The sequence below is a fragment of the Nonomuraea sp. NPDC048882 genome, assembly GCF_040649755.1.
In the GTDB taxonomy this organism is placed as follows: Bacteria; Actinomycetota; Actinomycetes; order Streptosporangiales; family Streptosporangiaceae; genus Nonomuraea; species Nonomuraea maheshkhaliensis.
Genome location: NZ_JBEZGB010000018.1, coordinates 47,312 through 66,387, shown reverse-complemented (window position 1 = coordinate 66,387; position 19,076 = coordinate 47,312). Strand labels below are relative to the sequence as shown.

The 19,076-nt window shown below is 68.2% G+C and carries 21 protein-coding genes; 8 read left to right on the top strand and 13 right to left on the bottom strand.

Annotated elements, in window-relative coordinates; genetic code table 11:
* Window positions 1-165: 165 nt before the first annotated feature.
* Together AB0C27_RS44715 and AB0C27_RS44710 are read right to left on the bottom strand one after the other, a co-directional pair.
* Window positions 166-777, bottom strand: a complete 612-nt coding sequence (locus AB0C27_RS44715) for a TetR/AcrR family transcriptional regulator (protein WP_357858309.1) — start codon at window positions 775-777, stop codon at window positions 166-168.
* Between the two features lie 29 nt (window positions 778-806).
* The gene (locus AB0C27_RS44710) at window positions 807-1,268 is read right to left on the bottom strand and encodes a nuclear transport factor 2 family protein (protein WP_357858306.1); all 462 of its coding nucleotides are present in this window, start codon (window positions 1,266-1,268) and stop codon (window positions 807-809) included.
* Between the two features lie 95 nt (window positions 1,269-1,363).
* Here AB0C27_RS44710 and AB0C27_RS44705 point away from each other — a divergent pair, with 95 nt between their 5' ends.
* Both AB0C27_RS44705 and AB0C27_RS44700 read left to right on the top strand, forming a co-directional pair.
* Window positions 1,364-1,504 carry a hypothetical protein gene (locus AB0C27_RS44705; protein WP_357858303.1) on the top strand — a complete coding sequence of 47 codons (141 nt, stop codon included), beginning with the start codon at window positions 1,364-1,366 and terminating at the stop codon, window positions 1,502-1,504.
* 435 nt (window positions 1,505-1,939) lie between these two features.
* Window positions 1,940-3,274, top strand: a complete 1,335-nt coding sequence (locus AB0C27_RS44700) for a helix-turn-helix domain-containing protein (protein ID WP_357858301.1) — start codon at window positions 1,940-1,942, stop codon at window positions 3,272-3,274.
* Here AB0C27_RS44700 and AB0C27_RS44695 read toward each other — a convergent pair.
* The 8 genes from AB0C27_RS44695 to AB0C27_RS44660 form a co-directional block, all read right to left on the bottom strand.
* Window positions 3,264-4,166: a VOC family protein gene (locus AB0C27_RS44695; RefSeq protein WP_357858298.1), complete on the bottom strand. Its 903-nt coding sequence runs from the start codon at window positions 4,164-4,166 to the stop codon at window positions 3,264-3,266. The two genes, AB0C27_RS44700 and AB0C27_RS44695, sit on opposite strands and share 11 nt — an antisense overlap.
* A 111-nt stretch (window positions 4,167-4,277) precedes the next feature.
* Window positions 4,278-5,270, bottom strand: a complete 993-nt coding sequence (locus AB0C27_RS44690; RefSeq protein ID WP_357858295.1) for a carbohydrate kinase family protein — start codon at window positions 5,268-5,270, stop codon at window positions 4,278-4,280.
* Between the two features lie 21 nt (window positions 5,271-5,291).
* Window positions 5,292-6,128, bottom strand: a complete 837-nt coding sequence (gene purU / locus AB0C27_RS44685) for a formyltetrahydrofolate deformylase (protein WP_357858613.1) — start codon at window positions 6,126-6,128, stop codon at window positions 5,292-5,294.
* A gap of 62 nt (window positions 6,129-6,190) precedes the next feature.
* Window positions 6,191-7,432: a methionine adenosyltransferase gene (metK, locus tag AB0C27_RS44680; protein ID WP_357858292.1), complete on the bottom strand. Its 1,242-nt coding sequence runs from the start codon at window positions 7,430-7,432 to the stop codon at window positions 6,191-6,193.
* On the bottom strand, window positions 7,429-8,505 hold the full coding sequence (locus tag AB0C27_RS44675) for a hypothetical protein (RefSeq protein WP_357858289.1): 1,077 nt from the start codon (window positions 8,503-8,505) through the stop codon (window positions 7,429-7,431). Before AB0C27_RS44675 ends, metK begins: the two co-directional genes overlap by 4 nt.
* The gene (locus AB0C27_RS44670; RefSeq protein WP_357858286.1) at window positions 8,505-9,932 is read right to left on the bottom strand and encodes an SAM-dependent methyltransferase; all 1,428 of its coding nucleotides are present in this window, start codon (window positions 9,930-9,932) and stop codon (window positions 8,505-8,507) included. The genes AB0C27_RS44675 and AB0C27_RS44670 overlap by 1 nt, the downstream gene beginning before the upstream one ends.
* Before the next feature lie 100 nt (window positions 9,933-10,032).
* Window positions 10,033-10,944 (bottom strand): methylenetetrahydrofolate reductase, encoded by a 912-nt coding sequence (locus AB0C27_RS44665; RefSeq protein WP_357858284.1) that lies wholly within the window; start codon window positions 10,942-10,944, stop codon window positions 10,033-10,035.
* Entirely contained in the window at window positions 10,941-11,486 is a 546-nt protein-coding gene (locus tag AB0C27_RS44660; RefSeq protein WP_357858281.1) for a methylenetetrahydrofolate reductase C-terminal domain-containing protein, read from the bottom strand. The genes AB0C27_RS44665 and AB0C27_RS44660 overlap by 4 nt, the downstream gene beginning before the upstream one ends.
* Window positions 11,487-11,730: 244 nt before the next feature.
* On the opposite strand from AB0C27_RS44660, the gene AB0C27_RS44655 reads away from it, so the two are divergent.
* The 5 genes from AB0C27_RS44655 to AB0C27_RS44635 all read left to right on the top strand — a co-directional run bounded on the left by AB0C27_RS44655 (window position 11,731) and on the right by AB0C27_RS44635 (window position 15,158).
* Window positions 11,731-12,162 (top strand): hypothetical protein, encoded by a 432-nt coding sequence (locus AB0C27_RS44655; protein ID WP_357858278.1) that lies wholly within the window; start codon window positions 11,731-11,733, stop codon window positions 12,160-12,162.
* 303 nt (window positions 12,163-12,465) lie between these two features.
* Complete coding sequence (locus AB0C27_RS44650; RefSeq protein ID WP_357858275.1) at window positions 12,466-12,759, top strand: hypothetical protein; 294 nt, start codon at window positions 12,466-12,468, stop codon at window positions 12,757-12,759.
* Between the two features lie 464 nt (window positions 12,760-13,223).
* Complete coding sequence (locus tag AB0C27_RS44645) at window positions 13,224-13,613, top strand: lipopolysaccharide assembly protein LapA domain-containing protein (RefSeq protein WP_357858273.1); 390 nt, start codon at window positions 13,224-13,226, stop codon at window positions 13,611-13,613.
* Between the two features lie 256 nt (window positions 13,614-13,869).
* On the top strand, window positions 13,870-14,733 hold the full coding sequence (locus AB0C27_RS44640) for an acyl-CoA desaturase (RefSeq protein WP_357858610.1): 864 nt from the start codon (window positions 13,870-13,872) through the stop codon (window positions 14,731-14,733).
* Window positions 14,730-15,158, top strand: coding sequence for a DUF5994 family protein (locus tag AB0C27_RS44635; RefSeq protein ID WP_357858270.1), 429 nt, complete (start codon window positions 14,730-14,732; stop codon window positions 15,156-15,158). The genes AB0C27_RS44640 and AB0C27_RS44635 overlap by 4 nt, the downstream gene beginning before the upstream one ends.
* 25 nt (window positions 15,159-15,183) lie before the next feature.
* On the opposite strand, the gene AB0C27_RS44630 is transcribed toward AB0C27_RS44635, so the two are convergent.
* Window positions 15,184-15,672, bottom strand: a complete 489-nt coding sequence (locus AB0C27_RS44630; protein WP_357858267.1) for a Clp protease N-terminal domain-containing protein — start codon at window positions 15,670-15,672, stop codon at window positions 15,184-15,186.
* A gap of 276 nt (window positions 15,673-15,948) precedes the next feature.
* Between AB0C27_RS44630 and AB0C27_RS44625 the strand changes: the two genes are divergently transcribed.
* Window positions 15,949-16,641: a DUF998 domain-containing protein gene (locus tag AB0C27_RS44625; RefSeq protein ID WP_357858264.1), complete on the top strand. Its 693-nt coding sequence runs from the start codon at window positions 15,949-15,951 to the stop codon at window positions 16,639-16,641.
* Window positions 16,642-16,975: 334 nt separating this feature from the next.
* Here AB0C27_RS44625 and AB0C27_RS44620 read toward each other — a convergent pair whose 3' ends face one another.
* Together AB0C27_RS44620 and AB0C27_RS44615 are read right to left on the bottom strand one after the other, a co-directional pair.
* Complete coding sequence (locus AB0C27_RS44620) at window positions 16,976-17,647, bottom strand: response regulator transcription factor (protein ID WP_357858261.1); 672 nt, start codon at window positions 17,645-17,647, stop codon at window positions 16,976-16,978.
* Window positions 17,644-18,999, bottom strand: a complete 1,356-nt coding sequence (locus AB0C27_RS44615; RefSeq protein ID WP_357858258.1) for a histidine kinase — start codon at window positions 18,997-18,999, stop codon at window positions 17,644-17,646. Before AB0C27_RS44615 ends, AB0C27_RS44620 begins: the two co-directional genes overlap by 4 nt.
* Window positions 19,000-19,076: the final 77 nt, after the last annotated feature.

Below are 19,076 nucleotides of genomic sequence, written 5' to 3'. Positions count from 1 at the left end.
CCGGCGTACATGAGGGCGCCTTGGAACCCGTTCTCGCTTGGGGTGTCGATGATCTCGGCGGCGCGTCCCGGTGCGGCTCGACGCGGAACGCCTCCCCGTTCATGGCCTGGGCGCCCGGACCAAGCACACGTCGGTTGCTCGCGGGCTGTGGATTTTCGGCATGGTCTAGTTCGGGCGACGGGTCAGTGACGCAAGGATGATCTCTCGCGCTGCCCGGACCGTGACCTCGAAGGCGGCCGGGGTACGGCCGATGCGTTCGGCGCCCGCGCGCATGACGCCCGACAGCAACTCCACCGTGAGCTGCACGTCGCCGACGTCGCGGAACTCTACTCGTGCGATGCCGGCCCGGACGACGTTCTCCACCTCGACCACGATCGCGTGGAACGGGCCGTCCGGTTCCTTCGACGCCTCGGCGCCCGGCGGACCGGAGCCCGGCCGGAACATCAGCTGCAGGATCTGGTCCGTGAACGCCTCCAGGACCACCGCTATGATCTCCCGCATCCGTTCCGTGGCCGGGTCGGCGCCGCGCGCCGCGATCGCGGCCACCCGCTCGACCACGGGCCGGGCCGCCCGCCGGGTCAGCGCCAGGACCAGCGTGCTCTTGTCGCCGGCGTAGTTGTACAGCGTGTTGCGTGCGAGCCCGGCCTGGGCCGCGATATGGCCCATGGTGATCGTCTCGTAGTCGCGCTCCAGCAGCAGGTGCCGCATCGCCTCGGCGAGGTCGGCCCATACCAGCTCGTGGTGCTCCTCGATGCTGGCTCCCCGGATCCTCGGCATCTCGCCCGCCCTCCCTCGGCGCGCTGCCGCTAGCGGGCCTGCTCGGGGGCCGGGGTGGGAGTGTTCTCCTGGTGCGTCGCGGTGAGCTTGACGCTTGTGAGGCGCCAGCCGTCCGGCGTGCGTACCGCCTCGTTGTCATAGAAGCCGGCCACCAGCCAGTGACGTGCTCTGTCGCCGGGGAGCTCGCCCGGAAGCCAGTGGTCGGCGCGAACGTGGGCGTGAACGGTGGCGCTGTCGCCGTGCACTTCGACGACGTGGCCGGTGATGGCATGGTGGGTCGCGGTGAAGGGCGCGAAGGCGGCGCGGACGTTGTCGAGGTATTCGCTGAGCGGAACGGTCATGGGCGGCATGCCGGTGACCGACTCGAAGTCGATGGTGAGCGGGTCGGTGAAGACACGGCGGGGCAGTTCGGTGAACTCCTTCAGATCCGCTATGTCGGCATAGTGGCTGAGCAGTTCGATGAGCTCGGCGCGATCGACGGGTGAGGTCATGAGAATCCTGTCGGTTCACTGCAGGCTTGCCTGCGTTTTATGGAACATCCTGTCGCGAAAGTTTACGACGATGTGTTCCGTAAAGCCAGGGCGCCATGCTGGCCACCGCTTTCCATGGCCTCGGCCTGTTCCCCATGTTCGCCCTGCCCATGACGTTGCGCCCGGCGACGTATGACCCCGAGACGCTCGGCGGGCGGCGGTTCCACGAGCCGCGGGTGGGACCCGGTTACTCCTGACCTCGATCTTTCGTGCGCCCAGCAGGACGGAGGCGAAGCCGTGACGTAGCGGCTGATCGTCTGGCGCCGACGCCTTCTCCGACGCCGATGGACGTATCCGAACCGGCCCGGCCGCCGGAGAGCGCTGACCGAGTATGCCGATCACTACAACGGCCATCGGCCGCACCGGTCCCGCGCACAGCGGCCACCCGATCACGACGACTGGACTGTCGTACCTCTGGAAGGCCGGATCGATCCACTGCGCCGTTGTCCGATAATGGGACAAAATGTATAATAGTTGTGAATGCAATGCTGCACTGCGGCTACGTAAGCGTCAAGAGGTGGGTCGTTGCGCAAATGGGCGGTTTCGCGATCGTTACCGGGTGCCCCATCGCAAGGCGGTGCCCACCCGAAACAAGCACATGGCACCCTGGCGTTCGACCTTAGGAATCGCTCATGGCCGCAGAGTCACCGTTCACCGGCCGAACCAGTGTCACCAGCGGTTCTACCGAAATCACCCAGGAGAACCGGACTCTTCGCGACCTGGTGGAGATCTACCGTCACCTGTCCGGACTAGCTCTTCAGGACGCCGACATCGCCACGGTCGCCCACCTCATCGCTCAGCGGACCGACGTGACGGTGGCTGTCATCAGCCACAAGATGGGCATCCTCGCCGCCGCCTCACCCGGACAGAGCAACGGCAGCGCCATCCAGTACGTCCATGACCATCTGATCCATCCCCGGCTGGCGCACATGCTCGCCAGCGCCGGCAGGTCCCGCCACCCGCTCCGCCTGCCCGACCCGGCGCGCGGCCGCGCCCGCATAGTGGCCCCGATCCTCGTCGGCGACACCGTGCCCGCCTATCTCGTCTCACTCGTCGCGGCGGCCCCCGACCAGGGCGAGGACATCGACCTGCTGATCGCCGAGCATGCCGCGACGATCTGTGGGGTCATCCTGGCCCGCGAGCGGGTCTTCTTCTCGGCGGCCAGCCAGGTCCGTGACGATCTCGTCGAAGGGCTGCTGTCCGGATCGGGCCGGGACAACGACGAGGTCACGCGCTGGGCGCAACATCTCGGCTACGACACCGAGCGTGAGCACCGCGTCTTGTCGATCATTCTCGAGTCCCCAGCGAGCGACACCCAGCGCAGCGCCCTCGTCGCCGAACGCGCCGCCGGTGCGGCTGCCCGCCTGTTCCTCGCCCAGTCGCCGGATGCGATCACCTCCGTACGCACCGACGAGGTAATCGTGGTGCTGACCGAGAACACCTCGCCGGGTTCGACCACCAGGGCTGAGCAGCTCGGCGCTCTGTGCATGCAGCGACTCGGGGCGCTGTTCCCCGATGTCGGCGTGTCCATCGGCGTCGGTGGCGCGTTCCGCGAACCGGCGCACATCGCTCGCTCGTACGAGGAGGCACGGCGGACCATCGAGGTGATCCGGCGGCTCGGCCGGCGCGGCGCCGTGGTCGCCTTCGACAAGCTCGGCATCAGCCGCCTGCTGCTCCAGGTGCCCGACATCGAGACGCTGCGTGAGTTCGCCACTGACATCCTCGGCGAGGTGCTGCGCCACGAGAAGAAGCACCATTCGGAGTACATCGCCACGCTGATCTGCTATTTCCAGGAGAACAACAGCCCGCAACGGGCGTCCAAGCTCCTGCACGTGCATCCCAACACGGTCACCTATCGAATTCACCGGATCGAGGAGATCACCGGGCTGGACCTGAACACCTATCGCGACCGCCTCGCCGTGCAGGTCGCCTTGGAGATCATCGATGTCCTTGAGGTCAGTGCTTGACCTCGGCGGAAGGGTCACTCGCCGTCACGACGGCGGCGGCGGAATAGACGACGCCCGCACCGGTCGACGAGTCGATGTACCGCGGGATCCAGCTCTCCTCGTCATCCACCTGGGTCGCACCCCACCCGTAGCCGACATTGAAGCCGGTCGAGGTGTGCACGCGAAACAGGAACATGTTGTCCGACAGCCGGCGGCCGGGGCTGACGAAGGCGTCCATCTCGCGTCGGGCAAGCTCCCACGCGATCTCCACCTCCTCCAGCGTGGTCGCCTCGATCATCAGGTGCTCAAGCCGGAGAGTGCCGGTTCCCTCCAGCAGGGCGATGCTGTGGTGGCGCGGGTTGCAGCGCAGGAACCACATCTCGCCGAGGTGCGCGCCGAGGTTGATCGCGTCGGACACCTTCATGCCCATCACATTGGTGTAGAAGTCGAGCCCCCGTTGGAGGTCGGGCACCCACAGCACGACGAAGCCGAGGCCGAGCGCTCCGGTGACGGTCCGCGACGTCGGCCGCTGCCCCTGGTAGGAGCCCGCCGTCTCCTGCGGGCCGACGAAGAACTCGTGCCGAAGGCCGAAGGGGTCGATGAAGGCGATGAGCCGCTCGACCGAGCGGGCCGCCGCCAGACGCGCCGAACCCGCCGTCACCTCGAACCCGGCGGCGCTCAGGTGGGCCGCGACGTCCTCCAGTGACTCCTCGGCGCCGATCTCCCAGCCAAGATAGAGCAGCCGATCGGAGTCACCCGGGTGGATCGCGAGGCGGTGCGACCGGTCGCACCAGCGCACCCGGACCGTGCCGTCCGGAAGCTGGTAGGTCTCGAAGCCGAAGACACGCGGCCCGAAGTCCAGCCAGTCCCGCGCCGACGCGGACTGCACGCCGACGTACCCGAGGCTTCGCATGCCGCATCTCCTTGCACTTCGTGGCGCACAGGGTGCGCCACGACAAGAATACGTGGCCGGAATGCCGGCGGCCACGGCAAGAATGCGTGGCCGGAATGCCGGCGCCGCCGCTCAGGTCGGGGCTGCACGTAGCACCGGCTCGATGTCCGCCGCCGCCTGCTCGCCGTAGGCTTCACGCAGCCGGGCCACGCCGGTGTCGGCGTCGATGACCCACTCCTGGGCACCGTTCGTCTCCAGCACCAGCGTGGCGACCAGCGCCCCGAGCTGAGCGGCCCGCTCCAGCCCCAGCCCGCTGTTCCCGCCGGCCAGGAAGCCGGCCCGAAATCCGTCGCCGACGCCGGTCGGGTCGGCGATCGTCCGGGCCGTCACCACACCGACGTGCAGTGAGCCGCCGTCGCGGCTCACGATGTCGGCGCCTCGGTCGGACAGGGTGGTCACTCGCAGGCCGACCCGGTCAGTGAGCTCGTCGGCCTTCCAGCCGGTTTTGCGAATCAGCAGTTCCAGCTCGTACTCGTTGGTGAAGAGGTAGCGTGCGCCGTCGACCAGCGCGCGGCACTGGTCGCCGTCGAGGCGAGGAAGTTGCTGCGAGGGGTCGGCGGCGAACGGCACGCCCAGTGCCCTGGCCTCGTTGGTCTGCGCGACCATCGCGCCTGGATCGCTCGCGCCGACCAGCACCAGCTCGATGCCGTACCGCTCCACGATCGGGGCGAGGGAGATGTTCTTCGTCTCCGTCATCGCCCCCGGGTAGAACGACGCGAGCTGGCACTGCTCGTCATCGGTCGTGCAGGTGAAGCGCGGGGTGTGGGCCGTCTCGACGGTGAGGACGCCGCCGCAGTCGACGCCGTGCTGTTCCAGGATCGCCCGGTAGCCGGCGAAGTCGGCGCCAACCGCTCCCACGAGCACCGGTCGTTGCCCCAGAACCCCCATGCCGAAGGCTATGTTCGCGCCGACCCCGCCACGGTGGACGACAAGATCGTCGACCAGGAAGCTCAGGGACACCCGATCGAGCCGGTCGGCCACCAGATGTTCCGCGAAGCGGCCGGGAAAGTGCATCAGGTGGTCGGTGGCGATCGATCCGACCACGGCGGTCCTCCCTACGGACACGGCTACTCCTCAGCGATACGGTCAGAAGACGATTGTGGTGCGGCCGTTCACCAGGACGCGGTCCTCGCAGTGCCAGGCCACGGCTCTGGCCAGCACAGTCCGCTCGATGTCGGCGCCGCGCCGCGTCAGCTCCTGCACACTTGCGCGATGCGACACCCGGACGACGTCCTGCTCGATGATCGGTCCCTCGTCGAGTTCCTCGGTGGCGTAGTGCGCGCTCGCCCCGATGAGCTTCACGCCGCGCTCCTTGGCCTGCTCGTACGGCCCGGCACCGGCGAAGGCGGGCAGAAAGGAGTGGTGGATGTTGATCACCGGTACTCCGGCCCGGTCCAGGAAGTCGGCCGAAAGCACCTGCATGTAGCGGGCCAGCACGATCAGATCGACCCGGCCCCGCAAGAGGTCGAGCTGGCGCTGCTCGGCCGCCGGTTTGGTGGCCCTGGTCACCGGGATGTGCTCGAACGCCACGCCGAACGAGGCCACCTCGTCGGCGAGGTCTGGATGGTTGGAGATGACCTGGCACACCTCGATGGGGACCTCTCCCCGGCGGGCCCGCCAGAGCAGATCCAGCAGGCAGTGGTCGTATCGCGAGACGAAGAGCGCCACCCGGGTCGGCGCGGAGGCGGCGCGGAGACGGAAGTCCGCGCCGAGCCGCGCCGCGACGTCCTCCTGGAATTCCCGTTCCAGCCGGGGCAGTTCCTTGTCCAGCCCCGCCAGGCGGAATACGACGCGCAGGAAGAAGCGGCCGCCTGCGGCCCCGGTGGAATCTTGGTCGGACTGCACGATGTTGGCGCCACGTCGGTAGAGGAACGACGAGACGCAGGCGACGATACCCGGCCGGTCGGTGCAGGACACGACCAGCCGGCCGACATCTGGATCCGTGGGGGTCCCCGTGGGGGTCCCCGTGGGGGTCTCCGTGGGGGTCACAGCGTGGCCGGGACGGAGTCGGCGGACAGCGCGGCCGCCCGGCGGAGCAGATCGGCCCGATCGGTCCGCTCCCACGGCAGGTCGAGGTCCGTACGACCGAAATGTCCGTAAGCGGCGGTCTGGCGGTAAATGGGGCTGTGCAACCCGAGGTACTTGCGGAACGCGGCGGGACGCAGGTCGAAGTGCTCGGCCACCAGCTTCCTGATCACCGAACGGCTCACCCGCTCGGTGCCGAACGTCTCGATGAGCACCGACACCGGCCTGGCCACCCCGATGGCGTACGCGACCTGCACCTCCGCCCGGCGGGCCAAGCCCGCGGCGACGACATTCTTGGCGACGTGGCGTGCCGCGTAGGCGGCGGACCGGTCGACCTTCGAGGGGTCCTTGCCGGAGAAGGCGCCGCCGCCATGCCGGGCGAATCCCCCGTACGTGTCAACGATGATCTTGCGTCCGGTGAGGCCCGCGTCACCCGCGGGGCCGCCGATGACGAACCTGCCGGTGGGGTTGACCAGCAGGCGACGGTGCAGGACGTCGGCGTCGTACAGCTCGGCCGGCAGTTCCTCGGAGACGACATGACGCCAGAGATCTTCGCGGATCTGCTCCAGGGGCGTCTCCTCGGCATGCTGGGTCGAGATCAGGACCTGCTCAACGCCGACGGGGACATCGCCCTGGTAGCGCACCGACACCTGCGTCTTGCCGTCTGGGCGCAGGTAGCCGAGCGTCCCGTCCTTGCGCACCGCGGCAAGCCTGCGGGACAGGCGGTGCGCCAGCGCGATCGGCATCGGCATGAGTTCCGGCGTCTCGTCGGTGGCGTAGCCGAACACCATGCCCTGGTCGCCGGCGCCCGCGCGGTCGAGCTCGTCGCCGGAGCGGTCGCTGCGGTGCTCGTGCGCCAGGTCGACGCCCTGCGCGATGTCGGGTGACTGCTTGTCGAGCGCCACCAGGACGGCGCACGAGTGACCGTCGAAGCCGTAGTCGCCGTTGTCGTAGCCGATCCGGTTAATGGTGTCCCGGACGATCCGCGTGTAGTCGAGCACCTGCGGCGTGGTGATCTCCCCGGCCAGGACGACCATGCCAGTGGTGATCAGGGTCTCGCAGGCGACCCGGGAGTTGGGGTCGAGGGTCAGTGCCGCGTCCAGCACGCCGTCCGACACCGCGTCGGCGATCTTGTCGGGGTGGCCCTCGGTCACGGACTCGGAGGTGAACACATAGTCGTCGTCGATTCCCGGCTGACTCATGGCGCAGGCTCCTGTGGCGATGGTTTGAGCGGGTTCAGGGGGTGGACGGCGCCGGTCAGCTCAGACCGCACCGTGGCGGCTCCGGCGACCATGGCCGCGAGTTTGGCCCTGGCGAGGGGCGCGGAGATGTTGCGCAGTCCACAGTCGGGGTTGATGACCAACTGGTCGGCCGGGACGAAACTGAGCGCACTCCGAATTCCGGCCGCGACCGCCTCCGGGGCCTCCACTTCGGCGGACTTGACGTCGATGACGCCGAGCCCGATCGTGCGGCCCGAGCCGAACTTCTCGATCACTGGCAGATCCGCGTACCCTTTGCGGGCGAACTCCAGGACGAACTGGTCGACCTTGGCGTCGAGCACCGCGGGGAACAAGAAGTCGTAATGGCCCCCCCATGAAGGGCGCGCGGAGCGGTTGCCGTAACAGATGTGCAGCGCCCAAGTGACGTCGACGCCCTCGGTCACGATGTTGACGGCTCTGATCGCGGTCTCCACCTCACCGGGGTATCCGGCCAGGAAAGGCTCGTCGATCTGCAGGAGCCGCGCACCGCGTGCGGCCAGCGCACGTGCCTCGCCGTTGAGCACGCGCGCAATCGCCAGCACCAGCTCGCGGGGGTCGTCGTACGCTTCGTTCCGTATTCGCCGCGACAGCGAGAACGGCCCGGTGAAGGAGAACTTGACCGGGCCCGAAGTCTGCTCGGCGGTGAAGGCGAAGTCGTCGGCCAGCATCATCGGCGCCGTGACCGGGACGGGCAGCCGCTCGCTGACCTTGGCCTCGTAGTAGTCGAAGTAGAAGTCCTTCGAGGTCCGCGGGATATCGATGCCCGGCATCCTGGCCAGGAAGTAGTCGATGTCATTGTCGCGGCGCAGTTCGCCGTCGGAAACGATGTCGATACCGGCCAGTTCCTGGTCGCGGAGCGCTGCCTTGATCGCCATGTCGTGCAGATCTTGGAGTTGCGCGTGACTCATCCGGCCGCGGTAGTAGTCGGTCTTCAACCGCTCCATCCACTCCGGCACCGGGTAGGACCCCACGACGCTGGTGGGGAGCAGTGGTAGTCCGCTCATCAGCTCCGGCATCAGTCCCTCACCTGCGCCGTCATCGTGACGATGTTCCCGCCCACCCGATGGGCGAAGGGCGCGTAGTGCACGTCGAAGCCGTTGCGCCGGCCCACATGCGCCAGCAGTGGTCCGTTGACCCAGTTGACGACGGACCCCTCGTACTTTCCCGGCCCTCGGAAGTTCGCCCGGTACGCGTGCACATCGGTGACGAACAGGTCATGGCAGACAAGCCTGCCGAACGGATGCAGAAGTCTCAGGCTGTCGGCGAAGCTCGCCACCGCCCCGTTGCTGACATGCATGCGGATGTCAGCGCCGGATTCGAGTAGCGGCCGCAGCAGTTCCCCGCTCATGGCCGGGGCCAGGGAGTACAAGTCGAGACCAGGCAGCGGCACGTAGCGCTCCTCCAGCCGGACCACGTCCCACACCGCCCGCCAGAAGGCGACGGCGGCTTCCACGTCGGCGAACCGGGCCGGATCGGCTTCGGTCAGCAGCCCCGGCCCCAGCCGCAGTAGCTTGTGCACCAGAGCCGGCAGCTCATCCGCTGCGACCCCCGCCGACTCGGCGAGCCCGGCCACGTCGGTGTCGTTGAGGTAGGCGCGCGTCTGGACGCAGTAGGTCCGGCCACCCAGCTGGGCGACCTCATCGGTCGGCAGGTTGTCGTAGACATTGGAGATGTAGACGAGGAAGACCTTGTACTTGAGGAAACCGAGCGTGGTAGACGGCGCCGTGGCGTCGAGCGCGAACGAGCTGATCCGCGCCCGATGCTCGCCCACCGCCTCGCGGGCCAGGTCGAGCACATGCGGGGAGTAGTCGCACATCATGTAGTGCAGGCGCCGGTAGTAGTCGCGTCCGTGCCCGGCGTCGAGGACGCGGAACTCGTCCAGGAAAACCTTCGCCTGGGTGCCGTTGCCCACCCCGAGTTCGACGACGTAGAGCTCCTCGGGCAACGCGTCACCGTCGGCCAGCGCGTCCCACACCTCGAAGAGGTCACGGATCACCGCGCGCGCGGCGTCGTGGTTGTGCGCGTCGCTGACACCGCCCGGCAGGGCCTGCTCGTACCCCCGACCGGTGGACTTCTCCCACAGGTCCAGGTCCTTCCAGTAGCGGGCGTTGAAGTCCCACACGCAACTGCGGCTCCCCAGCCCCCAGTCCTCCAGCCAGATGCGACTGCTCTCTCGCCGCAGTGCCGCGGTGACCTGCGCGACGGACATGCCGGGACTGCGTCGTACGTCGACCGCGATCTCTATGTCGTCGTCCCGGACGCCCAGCGGCACGATGGCGGGGCCGGGCCCAGCGCTCAGCTCCGGGCGCGGCAGGATCGCCCGGACGTCGACCGCGTTGCGGAAGTTCGACTTGTACTGGACCCAGTCGCACACGAGCCGGACCTTGCCGAGGTCCATGGAGACCTCCTGCAACGCCTCGATGACGGGTGCGAGCGAGGTCATGAGGTCCAGGGGACTCGTACCGCTGGTTTGAGAGTGAGGCCGGAAGTCGACGAGCATGACCTGTGCCCTCCATCGGGTGGTGGCGGTTCTGATCGGAAAGCTACGGTCGGCGACCGGGGATACCGGCCCGCCGCAAGATGTCGGGCACGCCGTGTTCGAAGCCGAGCGCCATGAGATGCACGCCCGCGACGCCGGGGATCGCGGCGAGCCGCTGCACGGTCTCCACGCACACCCGCATCCCCTCCTCCTCGACCCGGTCGGCGGGCACCCCGCGCAACCTCCGGCCGACCTCGTCGGGAATACGCACGCCGGGGACGGCAGTGCTCAGGTGTTCCAGGGCACGCAGTGAGCGGATCGGGCCGACCCCGGCCATGATCTTGCAGCGTTCGGTGACACCGAGATCCCGCAGGTCCGCCATCCAGCGCTCGAACACCTCGAAGTCGAACACGTACTGCGTCTGGACGAACTCCGCGCCCGCGGCCACTTTCTTCGCCAGCCGGCGGGCCCTGAATTCCAGCGGAGGCGCGAACGGGTTCTCGACCGTGCCGATCAGCCAGACCGGGCGCTGGGAGACGGTCTTGCCGGACATGAGCACGCCGTCGTCCCGCAGGGTGCGCGCGGCCCAGACGAGTTGCAGCCCGTCCAGATCGAAGACCGGCTTGGCCTCGGGATGGTCGCCGAACCGGGGATGGTCGCCGGTCAGCAGCAGCAGGTTCGGGATGCCGAGGGCGCCCGCCGCGAGCAGGTCCGACTGCAGCGCCATCCGATTACGATCGCGGCAGGTCAGCTGCATCACCGGCTCGACACCGGCGCGCTGGGCGAGCACGCTCCCGGCCAGGCTCGACATCCTGACGTTCGCCCCCTGGTTGTCCGTGATGTTCGCGGCGTCGACCCAGCCCCGCAGCAGATCCGCCTTACGCGTGACCGCCTCCGCGTCGGCCCCTCTCGGCGGGCCGATCTCGGCGGTGACGGCGAACCTGCCCGCTTCGAATGCGGCACGCAGCCCGCTCATCGCGGCCTCAACCCCAACTCGCGTCGCAGCAACGGACGAGGTTCGTCCTTGCTGGGTGCGGTCCCCAGCCCGTCGTCGCGCCCCTGCCAGTAGTTCACCCACGAGCTGCGATCCCATTCGCGATGATCCACCGGGCGCTGCAACAGATCCAGATCGGAGCCGTGCCCGGCGCCCTGTGCCCGCTCGAACGCGATCACCCAGACGCAGGCCAGCTCAGGATGGACCTCGCAGCGGCCATCGGCGGCCACACCGCCGCATGGGCCGTTGCGCAGTTGCTTCGGGCAGGTCATCGGGCAGGTGTAGCCGGTGTCGGGCAACGCGCACTGACCGCACATACGGCAGCCGTACAACCGCTCTTTCGCCACCCGCTCCACCCTGGCGAACCACCGGTAGGCCAGCCGCCTGCGTTCGAGCCAGGCGCCGAGCCTCCGATACAGGGAGTTGGCGGCAAGAACAGGGTGCAGGGCGTAGCTGACCCGAGCTTCGAGCCGGGGAACCACGGGGCGGGGCCGGCCATCCCCACATGCACGCTGCTCGCCCACGACCAACTCCCTCCGGATGAGCGGCTGCCGACGCGGCCCGAAGGCCGCTCACCGCTGAGATCGAGGCTGCCAGAGTGGTCAACGCGTGTCTTAGGCCCGCACACCAACACTGAGGGGACGTTCATTGTGATAGCTCACAACCGCGCCTTACTGTCTCCGCTCAGGCGTCGAGGGCGACCGGATGTTGGGCGTGAGGTGCCTAGAAGCAGGCGACATCGAGCGAGCGGGCCAGGCGCGGAACCAAGTGATCGCCTCCAACCCGGACTATCGGTTTCCGGCCATCGCCAAGCTGCTGACCGTGCAATGCACCGTGGTCGCCGGCAACGTGGACGAGGGCATGCGAGCGGCCGCAAGCGTGGTGGACGACCTGCCGGACAAGCGCCGCACAACCATGGTCGTACAAGCCGCACGAATGGCCCTGCGCGCAGTACCGATGGGCCAGCGGGACCGGCCGGCGGTACGAGACGTGCGCTCGCTGCCGGCCAAAGAAGTACGGCCTTCCTGGGACTGTACGGTCTTCGGCTCTGACTGGACACGCCCCGATCCGGCGGGCCTCCTGGCCCTCGGGGTACTTCCTCGGGGCTGGCATCGTCGTGTGATTCTCCCTTCCGTCAGCAAGATTTCGCTGACTTCAGGGCCTCCACGAAACCCGGGGCGGTTCACTCCCGGGGTTTGAATTGGGGCCCAACACCGCGCGAAGCCCTCGCCTGATGCATACGTGTCGGCGACCTCCGCCCCCAGCGGTGCAGACGAGGCCGGGTGAGATCTATCGAGAGAAGCCAGTGCATCGTCTTGACCGGCCGGATCGCGGCTTTTAGGTCCCGCCGGTCGCAAAATCGGCCGGAGATTTTCACCTGCGCGAACCTCCCACCACCTTATGCCGAGAGCGGAATTCGCTCATTTGTGCGAAACCTCCTTGCTATTTATTTCGAATGGGTATTGAATAAGAAACGCAAGCCAAGAAAAAAGGGAGGCTCTTATGAGCTTCGTACAGATTCTGGAATTCGATACCAAACGCGCCACGGAAGTCGAGTCGCTCATGAACGAGTGGCGGACGCAGACCGAGGGCACCCGCTACGTAAGACGCGAGGTCGTGGCGAAGCACCGCGATCGCCCCGATCACTACGTGGCCGTCGTGGAGTTCTCCTCCTACGAGGAGGCCCAGCGTAACAGCAAGCTGCCGGAAACCGACCGGTTCAACGAGCACATGGGCAGACTGTGCGAGGGCCCGATCGAGTTCTCCAACTACGATGTGATTCGCGATAAGAGCTGATCACCATCTGAACGTCGCGAAAAGCTCAACCTGCGCTGTGGTGTGTGAGAAGATTCTCGCGCCATGGCGCGGGCGATTTTTTATGTCAGCCTTCATGTAGGGGATCCGTAGGCATTGCAGTGTCCCCGGTGGCTGGGAATTCACACCGACGCCGAGCGCAGAGGCCCTTCGCATGGCAGACGCCGGTCGAGGTCGCGGGGGCGATCCGTTGGCCGGAATATCGAGCGGGTCAAGCGACTGGGCGCGGCGGGCCTCCTGAGCCTCGGGGCGTGTGCAGCTGCTGCGGTGGATCCGGGCTGACGGCAGGCCCGATAAGGACCTGGCACTTACCGCCTGGTCGGCCGCTCTGGCGAGCGCCCACCTCGCATGCCGGGTGAGTGCGACGTACAGTCGAGGTATCCGGAAACGACGACATCCCGCCGCTTTGAGGTGCCTGCCAAGGCCGGTTCATTGAAAGGGCTGTCATGGACATCCTGCACCGCTTCCGTTCCAGATCCGGGACATCTGCTGAGACGGCTGAAGCCGATGTGCCCCAAGGCGAGAACTCGCCGGTAGCGTCCGCGGAGCCGGACCCAAGCGCCGAGCTTTCCAGGCCGGTGCCCGTCACCCGCACCAGCGTGGCCTGGGCGGGCGTTTGGGCCGCCGCGCTCGTGTCCATCGCCTTCATCGTGTTCATGCTGCAGAACACCATTGCTACGCAGGTGTCCTTCCTCGGCCTGCACGGAACGCTGCCGCTGGCGGTCGCGATGCTGATCGCCATGATCAGCGGGATCCTGTTCACCTTGGTGCTCGGCACCGCCCGCATCACCCAACTCCGCCGCCTTGCCCGTCCACGCCGCCGCCAAAACCGCTGACAGCGGCCTTCTCCGGCGCCAAAGATTTGGCCACAGAGTGGCCCTGGCAGTCTCAAGCCAGTGCTGAGGGCGGCGTCGCGGCCTCCTGCATGGGCAGGCGAACTGTATCCCCGGAGCGCAAAGGCGCACCGCTGTTCGACGGGGAGGCAGAGCTGGCATGGCTTCGACAGGTACTGGCGCCGCCGATCAGGACCGAGGCGGCGCGGCTCCGCTCATCGACGGGCGCAAACCGGTCGCGGCGGTGGTCGCGTTCTGGATGTTCGTGCTGGTGCCGTTCGCGGCGCTGGCCGCCGCCGTGCCGGTGGCCTGGGGGTGGGGGCTCAGCTGGACCGACGTGGCGATCGCCGCCACGGCTTACGTCCTGACCGGGCTCGGCGTCACGGTGGGCTTCCACCGCTATCTCACCCACGGCGCGTTCAAAACCCGGCGGTGGCTGCGGATCGGTCTGGCCGTGGCCGGGTCTCTGGCCGTGCAGGGCTCGGTCATCCAGTGGGTGGCCGACCACCGTCGCCATCACGCCTTCGCCGACCGTGACGGCGACCCGCACTCACCCTGGCGCTACGGCCGCAGTGTGCGCGGTCTGGCCAAGGGGCTGCTGTTCGCGCATGTCGGCTGGATGTTCGGGCGTGACCTCACCAACCGGGATCGCTTTGCCAAGGATCTGCTCGACGACGGTGGCATCGGCCGGGTTGACCGGCTGTTCGGGCCGCTGGTCGCGGCCTCGCTGCTGCTGCCACCCGCCATCGGCCTGGCGGTGACCGGCATCTGGCAGGGCGCGGTGACCGCGTTCTTCTGGGGCGCTCTGGTGCGGATCGCGCTGCTGCATCACGTCACCTGGTCGATCAACTCCGTCTGCCACGTCTTCGGCGAGCGGCCGCTGAAGACCCGAGCCGGGGACCGGGCCGCGAACTTCTGGCCGCTGGCGATCCTGTCGTTCGGCGAGAGCTGGCACAACGGCCACCACGCCGACCCCACTTGCGCCCGGCACGGCGTGCTGCCCGGCCAGATCGACATCTCCGCCCGGCTGATCCGGCTGCTGGAACGGTTCGGCTGGGTCCACGAGGTACGCTGGCCGACGCCGGCGCGCCTGGCCGCACGACGCCGCGAGCCCTTCCCATGACCAGCCCTGACAAGGTGCGTCTCAGCCCGGACCCTGCCCTCACACGCCGGGGCGCGGTGGACAGGGCGTGGTGGCCCGCCAGCTACGACGCCGGCGCGGAGCTGCCCGCCCTGATCGCCGCCATCGACCAGCGGCTGGAGCGGCGGGTCCTGCGCGTGGGCCTGCATATGGACACCTGGGAAACATCCCCGCACCGCATCACCGCCCGAGGCCGCCAGGTCAAAGTGGGCTGGTTCCGCGCCATCGACCCCCACATGATCAACCTCATCATCCCGGGGATCGAACACATCAACCTGCTCGTCATCCCACCCGACACCACACCCCCCGCCGCCGACAAGGCGCTCGGCATGGAGCCGAGCCTGGTCGACTGGGACAACGAAGGCGGCCAGAGCCGACAGCCCGCCCGCGGGTACCTTACAGCCTGATCCTTCTGCCTGGGATGGCGTGCGGTCAGGAGCCGCCCCGCGCGAGGCGTCGCGATACGGCCGCGTGATCCACGCCCAGCCGCGCCAGCAGCTCCGCCGCCGGGTCGGGACGTTTCAACTCCAGCAGCGCGCGCAGCAGATGCCTGGTGTCGATGTCGCGGGTCCTGGCCTTCGCGGCCTTGACGGCCTTCGTCAGTACGGCCTGGGCGGTGGAGGTCATCGGCGGGTACTTGCGGGAGGGCACTCCTAGATCGGTGACGAGGTCTCCGAGGTCGATGCCGATGGCCCGCAGGGCCTCACGGTCCAGTGCCTCCAAGGCTGCGTAGGCGGCGTCCAGATCGACCTGAAGGGCTCGTACAGAGTCCGAGCCGGTCTCGTGGAGCAGGCCGAGCAGCAGGTGCTCGGTCCCCATGCGTTTGGCGCCCCCTCGACGCGCCTCCTCCCGGGCGGCGGTGACGACGACCACGAAGGGGCTGCCGGTGAACTGTTCGAACACGGTGTCCTCACTTCCCATGCTGGGCATGCGCGGACTGCCGCGACATGCCCAGCGCGTCACCGAACTGCTCCCATGATCGTCCCTGTCTCCGGGCGTGGGTGCCGGCTGCGGTCTTCACCTGTTCGGCCAGTGGGTGCAGCACTCCCACGGCTCGCAGGCCGAGGGCCGGGTCGTGTGCTTCGATGCGCTGCGTCAGGATTTCGATCCCATGTCTGTCAGTTTGTCTTGACACGACCTTTCTGTCAAGTGAAACTGACAGACACCGCGTCATCGTCGGTTTCCTGGAGGCACGTCATGCTCAAACAGATCGGTTTGCTGTGCGGTGTGGTCGCCGGACCGCTGTTCATGCTCGTTCTCCTCATCCAGGGAGCCGTCCGCGACGGCTATGACCCGATCCGTCACGCGGGCAGTTCTCTGGAACTGGGCAGCAGGCTCGGATGGATACAGCAGGCCAATTTCCTTCTGGCCGGAGTGCTCGTGATCGTCTTCGCGCTGGCCCTGCCCGGCGCGCTGCGAGAGCGCGGACGGCAGTCGGCCTGGGGATCGCTGCTCGTCGCCCTGTGGGGAGCGGGGCTCATCGGGGCGGGCGTCTTCCTGGACGATCCGGTCAGCGGCTATCCGCCGGGGACCCCGGCACTCACCGTGCCCCCCACCCTCCACGGCGACCTGCACGGCAAGATCTCCCTTGTCGGGTTCCTGGCGCTGGCCGTCGCCTGCTTCGTGTTCACTCGGCGCTTCGCGGGCTGGGGCGAAGGCCGATGGGCACTGTATTCGGCACTCAGCGGAATCCTGTTCTCCATCGGGTTCGTCCTGTTCGTCGCGGCCTCTCTCCAGGTGAACGGTCTGGTCGAAGTCGGCGGCCTGATCCAGCGCCTGACGGTCGGCATCGGCTGGCTCTGGCTGATGCTGCTGGCGATCCACTTCATCCGGACGCCCGGCGGCCTCCTGCGTGTGGGAGGGAACCGGGCCGCACGTCAGCAACCCTGAGCGGGTGGTTCAGATGCCGAAGTGGCTGACCTACCGGTGGTTCGGCGGTGTACTCCGCCAGAGGGACGGAGGTGAGGTTCTCCGCGGCGGTGTAGGCGAAGTGGTCGAACGGCTCGATCTGGTCGAAGAACCGCGCGAGGTCCTCGGGGGAGGAGACGTCGACAGTGAGGCCGGCGGCGTTGTCGGGGAGTTCGGCGAGGGCGCGTTCGACCGATGCTGGGCGGCGGGAGCCGATGACGACCCTCGCGCCGGTGGCGGCGCTTCTCCGGCCAGCGCTGATCTTGTGCGAAATCGATCATTCATGAGACACCCTGCAGCCACAGTCCGTCTCTCGTCATCCGGTGCCGCCGGGAGAGACCAGGCCGGTCTCGTAGGCGACCACCACGGCTTGGACACGATCGCGCAGGCCGAGCTTGGACAGGATGCTGGCGACGTGTGTCTTCACCGTGGCCACGCTGAGCGACAACTGGCCGGCGAGTTCGGCGTTGCTCAGGCCGGTGGCGAGCAGACGCAGCACGTCCAGCTCCCGAGGCGTCAGGTCCGACAAGTCGCGGTGGAGGGTGGGCTTCACGTTGTCGCGGCGGGCGAAACGCTCGACCAGGCGGCGGGTGATGGTGGGTGCGAGCAGAGCGTCGCCGGAGCGCACCAGACGTACCGCGGCCACCAGGTGCTCGGGTGAGACGTCCTTGAGCAGGAACCCGCTCGCGCCCGCGGTGAGCGCAGCGTAGACGTAATGGTCGAGGTCATAGGTGGTCAGGATCAGCACGCGGGTGTCCTCATTGCCGCCCGTGAGGATCCGTCGGGTGGCTTCGAGGCCGTCCATCTGCGGCATCCGGATGTCCATGAGCACGACGTCGGGCCTGGTCCGGCGGACCGCGGCGACGGCTTCGTCCCCGTTGGCGGCCTCGGCCGCCACGTCGATGCCGTTGGCGGTGAGGATCATACGGAATCCCGTACGGACCAGTGCCTGATCGTCGGCGATGACGGCGCGCAAGGGCTCGGTCATGCGGTCCTCCACGGGAGGCGGGCCTTGATCCGGAATCCGCCCTCGGCCGTCCGTCCGGCGTCGAGGGTTCCGCCGTAGACGGCGAGCCGCTCACGCAACCCGAGCAGCCCCCTCCCGCCACCGGTCCGGGTCTCGGCTCTGCGTGTACCGCCGGTGTCGGCCACCTCGATCTCCAGCCAGTCGCCGCCATGGCCGATCTTCACGGACGCGGCAGCCCCGGGCGCGTGCTTGATCGTGTTGGTGAGGGCTTCCTGTACGACGCGGTAGGCGGCGAGGTCGATCCCGGGGGGCAGCGGCCCGGGCGGCGACACCGCGACGTCCACCGGCACTCCGGCGGCGCGGACCCGTTCCACCAGGGCGTCGAGCTGGTCGAGCCCGGGTTGGGGTTCGAACCCGTCGACAGGCCCGTCGAGGCGTTCGCCGCCCGGGCCGGCCAGCAGGCCCATGACATGACGCAGCTCGGCCATGGCGGCCCGGCCGCCGGACTCGATGGCGAGCAGCGCCTGTTTCGACTGTTCCGGCTCCGCGTCCATCACGCTGCGGGCGGCGCCGGCCTGGATCACCATCACATTGACATTGTGGGTCACCACATCGTGGAGCTCGGCGGCGATCCGGGAGCGTTCCTCCGCGACGGCCCGGCGCATGGCGTCCGCCTGCTCCTGTCGTATCTCGGTGAGCCGGCGCCGCCAGAAGCGGACGAAGTTTCCGAGCACGCCGGCGCTCAGCAGGGCGAAGAACGGGCCCATCCAGCCGGGCGGCGCGGGCGCGATGTCCCCGAAACCGGCGCCGAGAAGCCCGCCCGCGAGCAGCAGGCCACCCATCGCCAGGACCCGGTTGCGGCTGTGGACGATGGCACCGTACGCGGCGATCGTGCACGTCAGGACTGTGATCCAAGTCGCGTCCGCGTGTGTGGCGCGCGCCGCCACCAGCACCACCCAGAAGGCGATGAGCGGGTACCGGCGCCTCACTGCCAGCGGCAACGCCGTCAGCGCCACGAGGAATGCGGGCGCCTCGTGGGATGGAAGCTGGACAAGCGGATGACCGAAGAGCTCTGACGGGCTCTGGGGCAGGACACGGGGAGGTGGTGGGGGGTCAGCCCGGAGCCGCAGGCTCTCGATCACTCCGGGCTGCTGTGCGGCGGTGCCGATCGCTGGATACTGCGCCGCAGCGGTCACCGCGAGGACCGTCAGGGCGATCGCGACCACCACGTCGGCGGCGAGCGCCCGGCGGGACAGTCGCGGAGCTCCGTCGCTGCTCCGCTCGGGCGTGTCCCGGGCCGAGTCGTCCTCGTTCAGCCGGCTGTACAGGTCGAGCACACACCGCCACCACGGCCGTCGTTCACTGGTCTCCACCGGCACATTGTCACGCCTGCCCCGTCCGTCCCACATCGGCCGTCGTGACGGAGCTGCAGGCTCTTCAGGACTAGGTC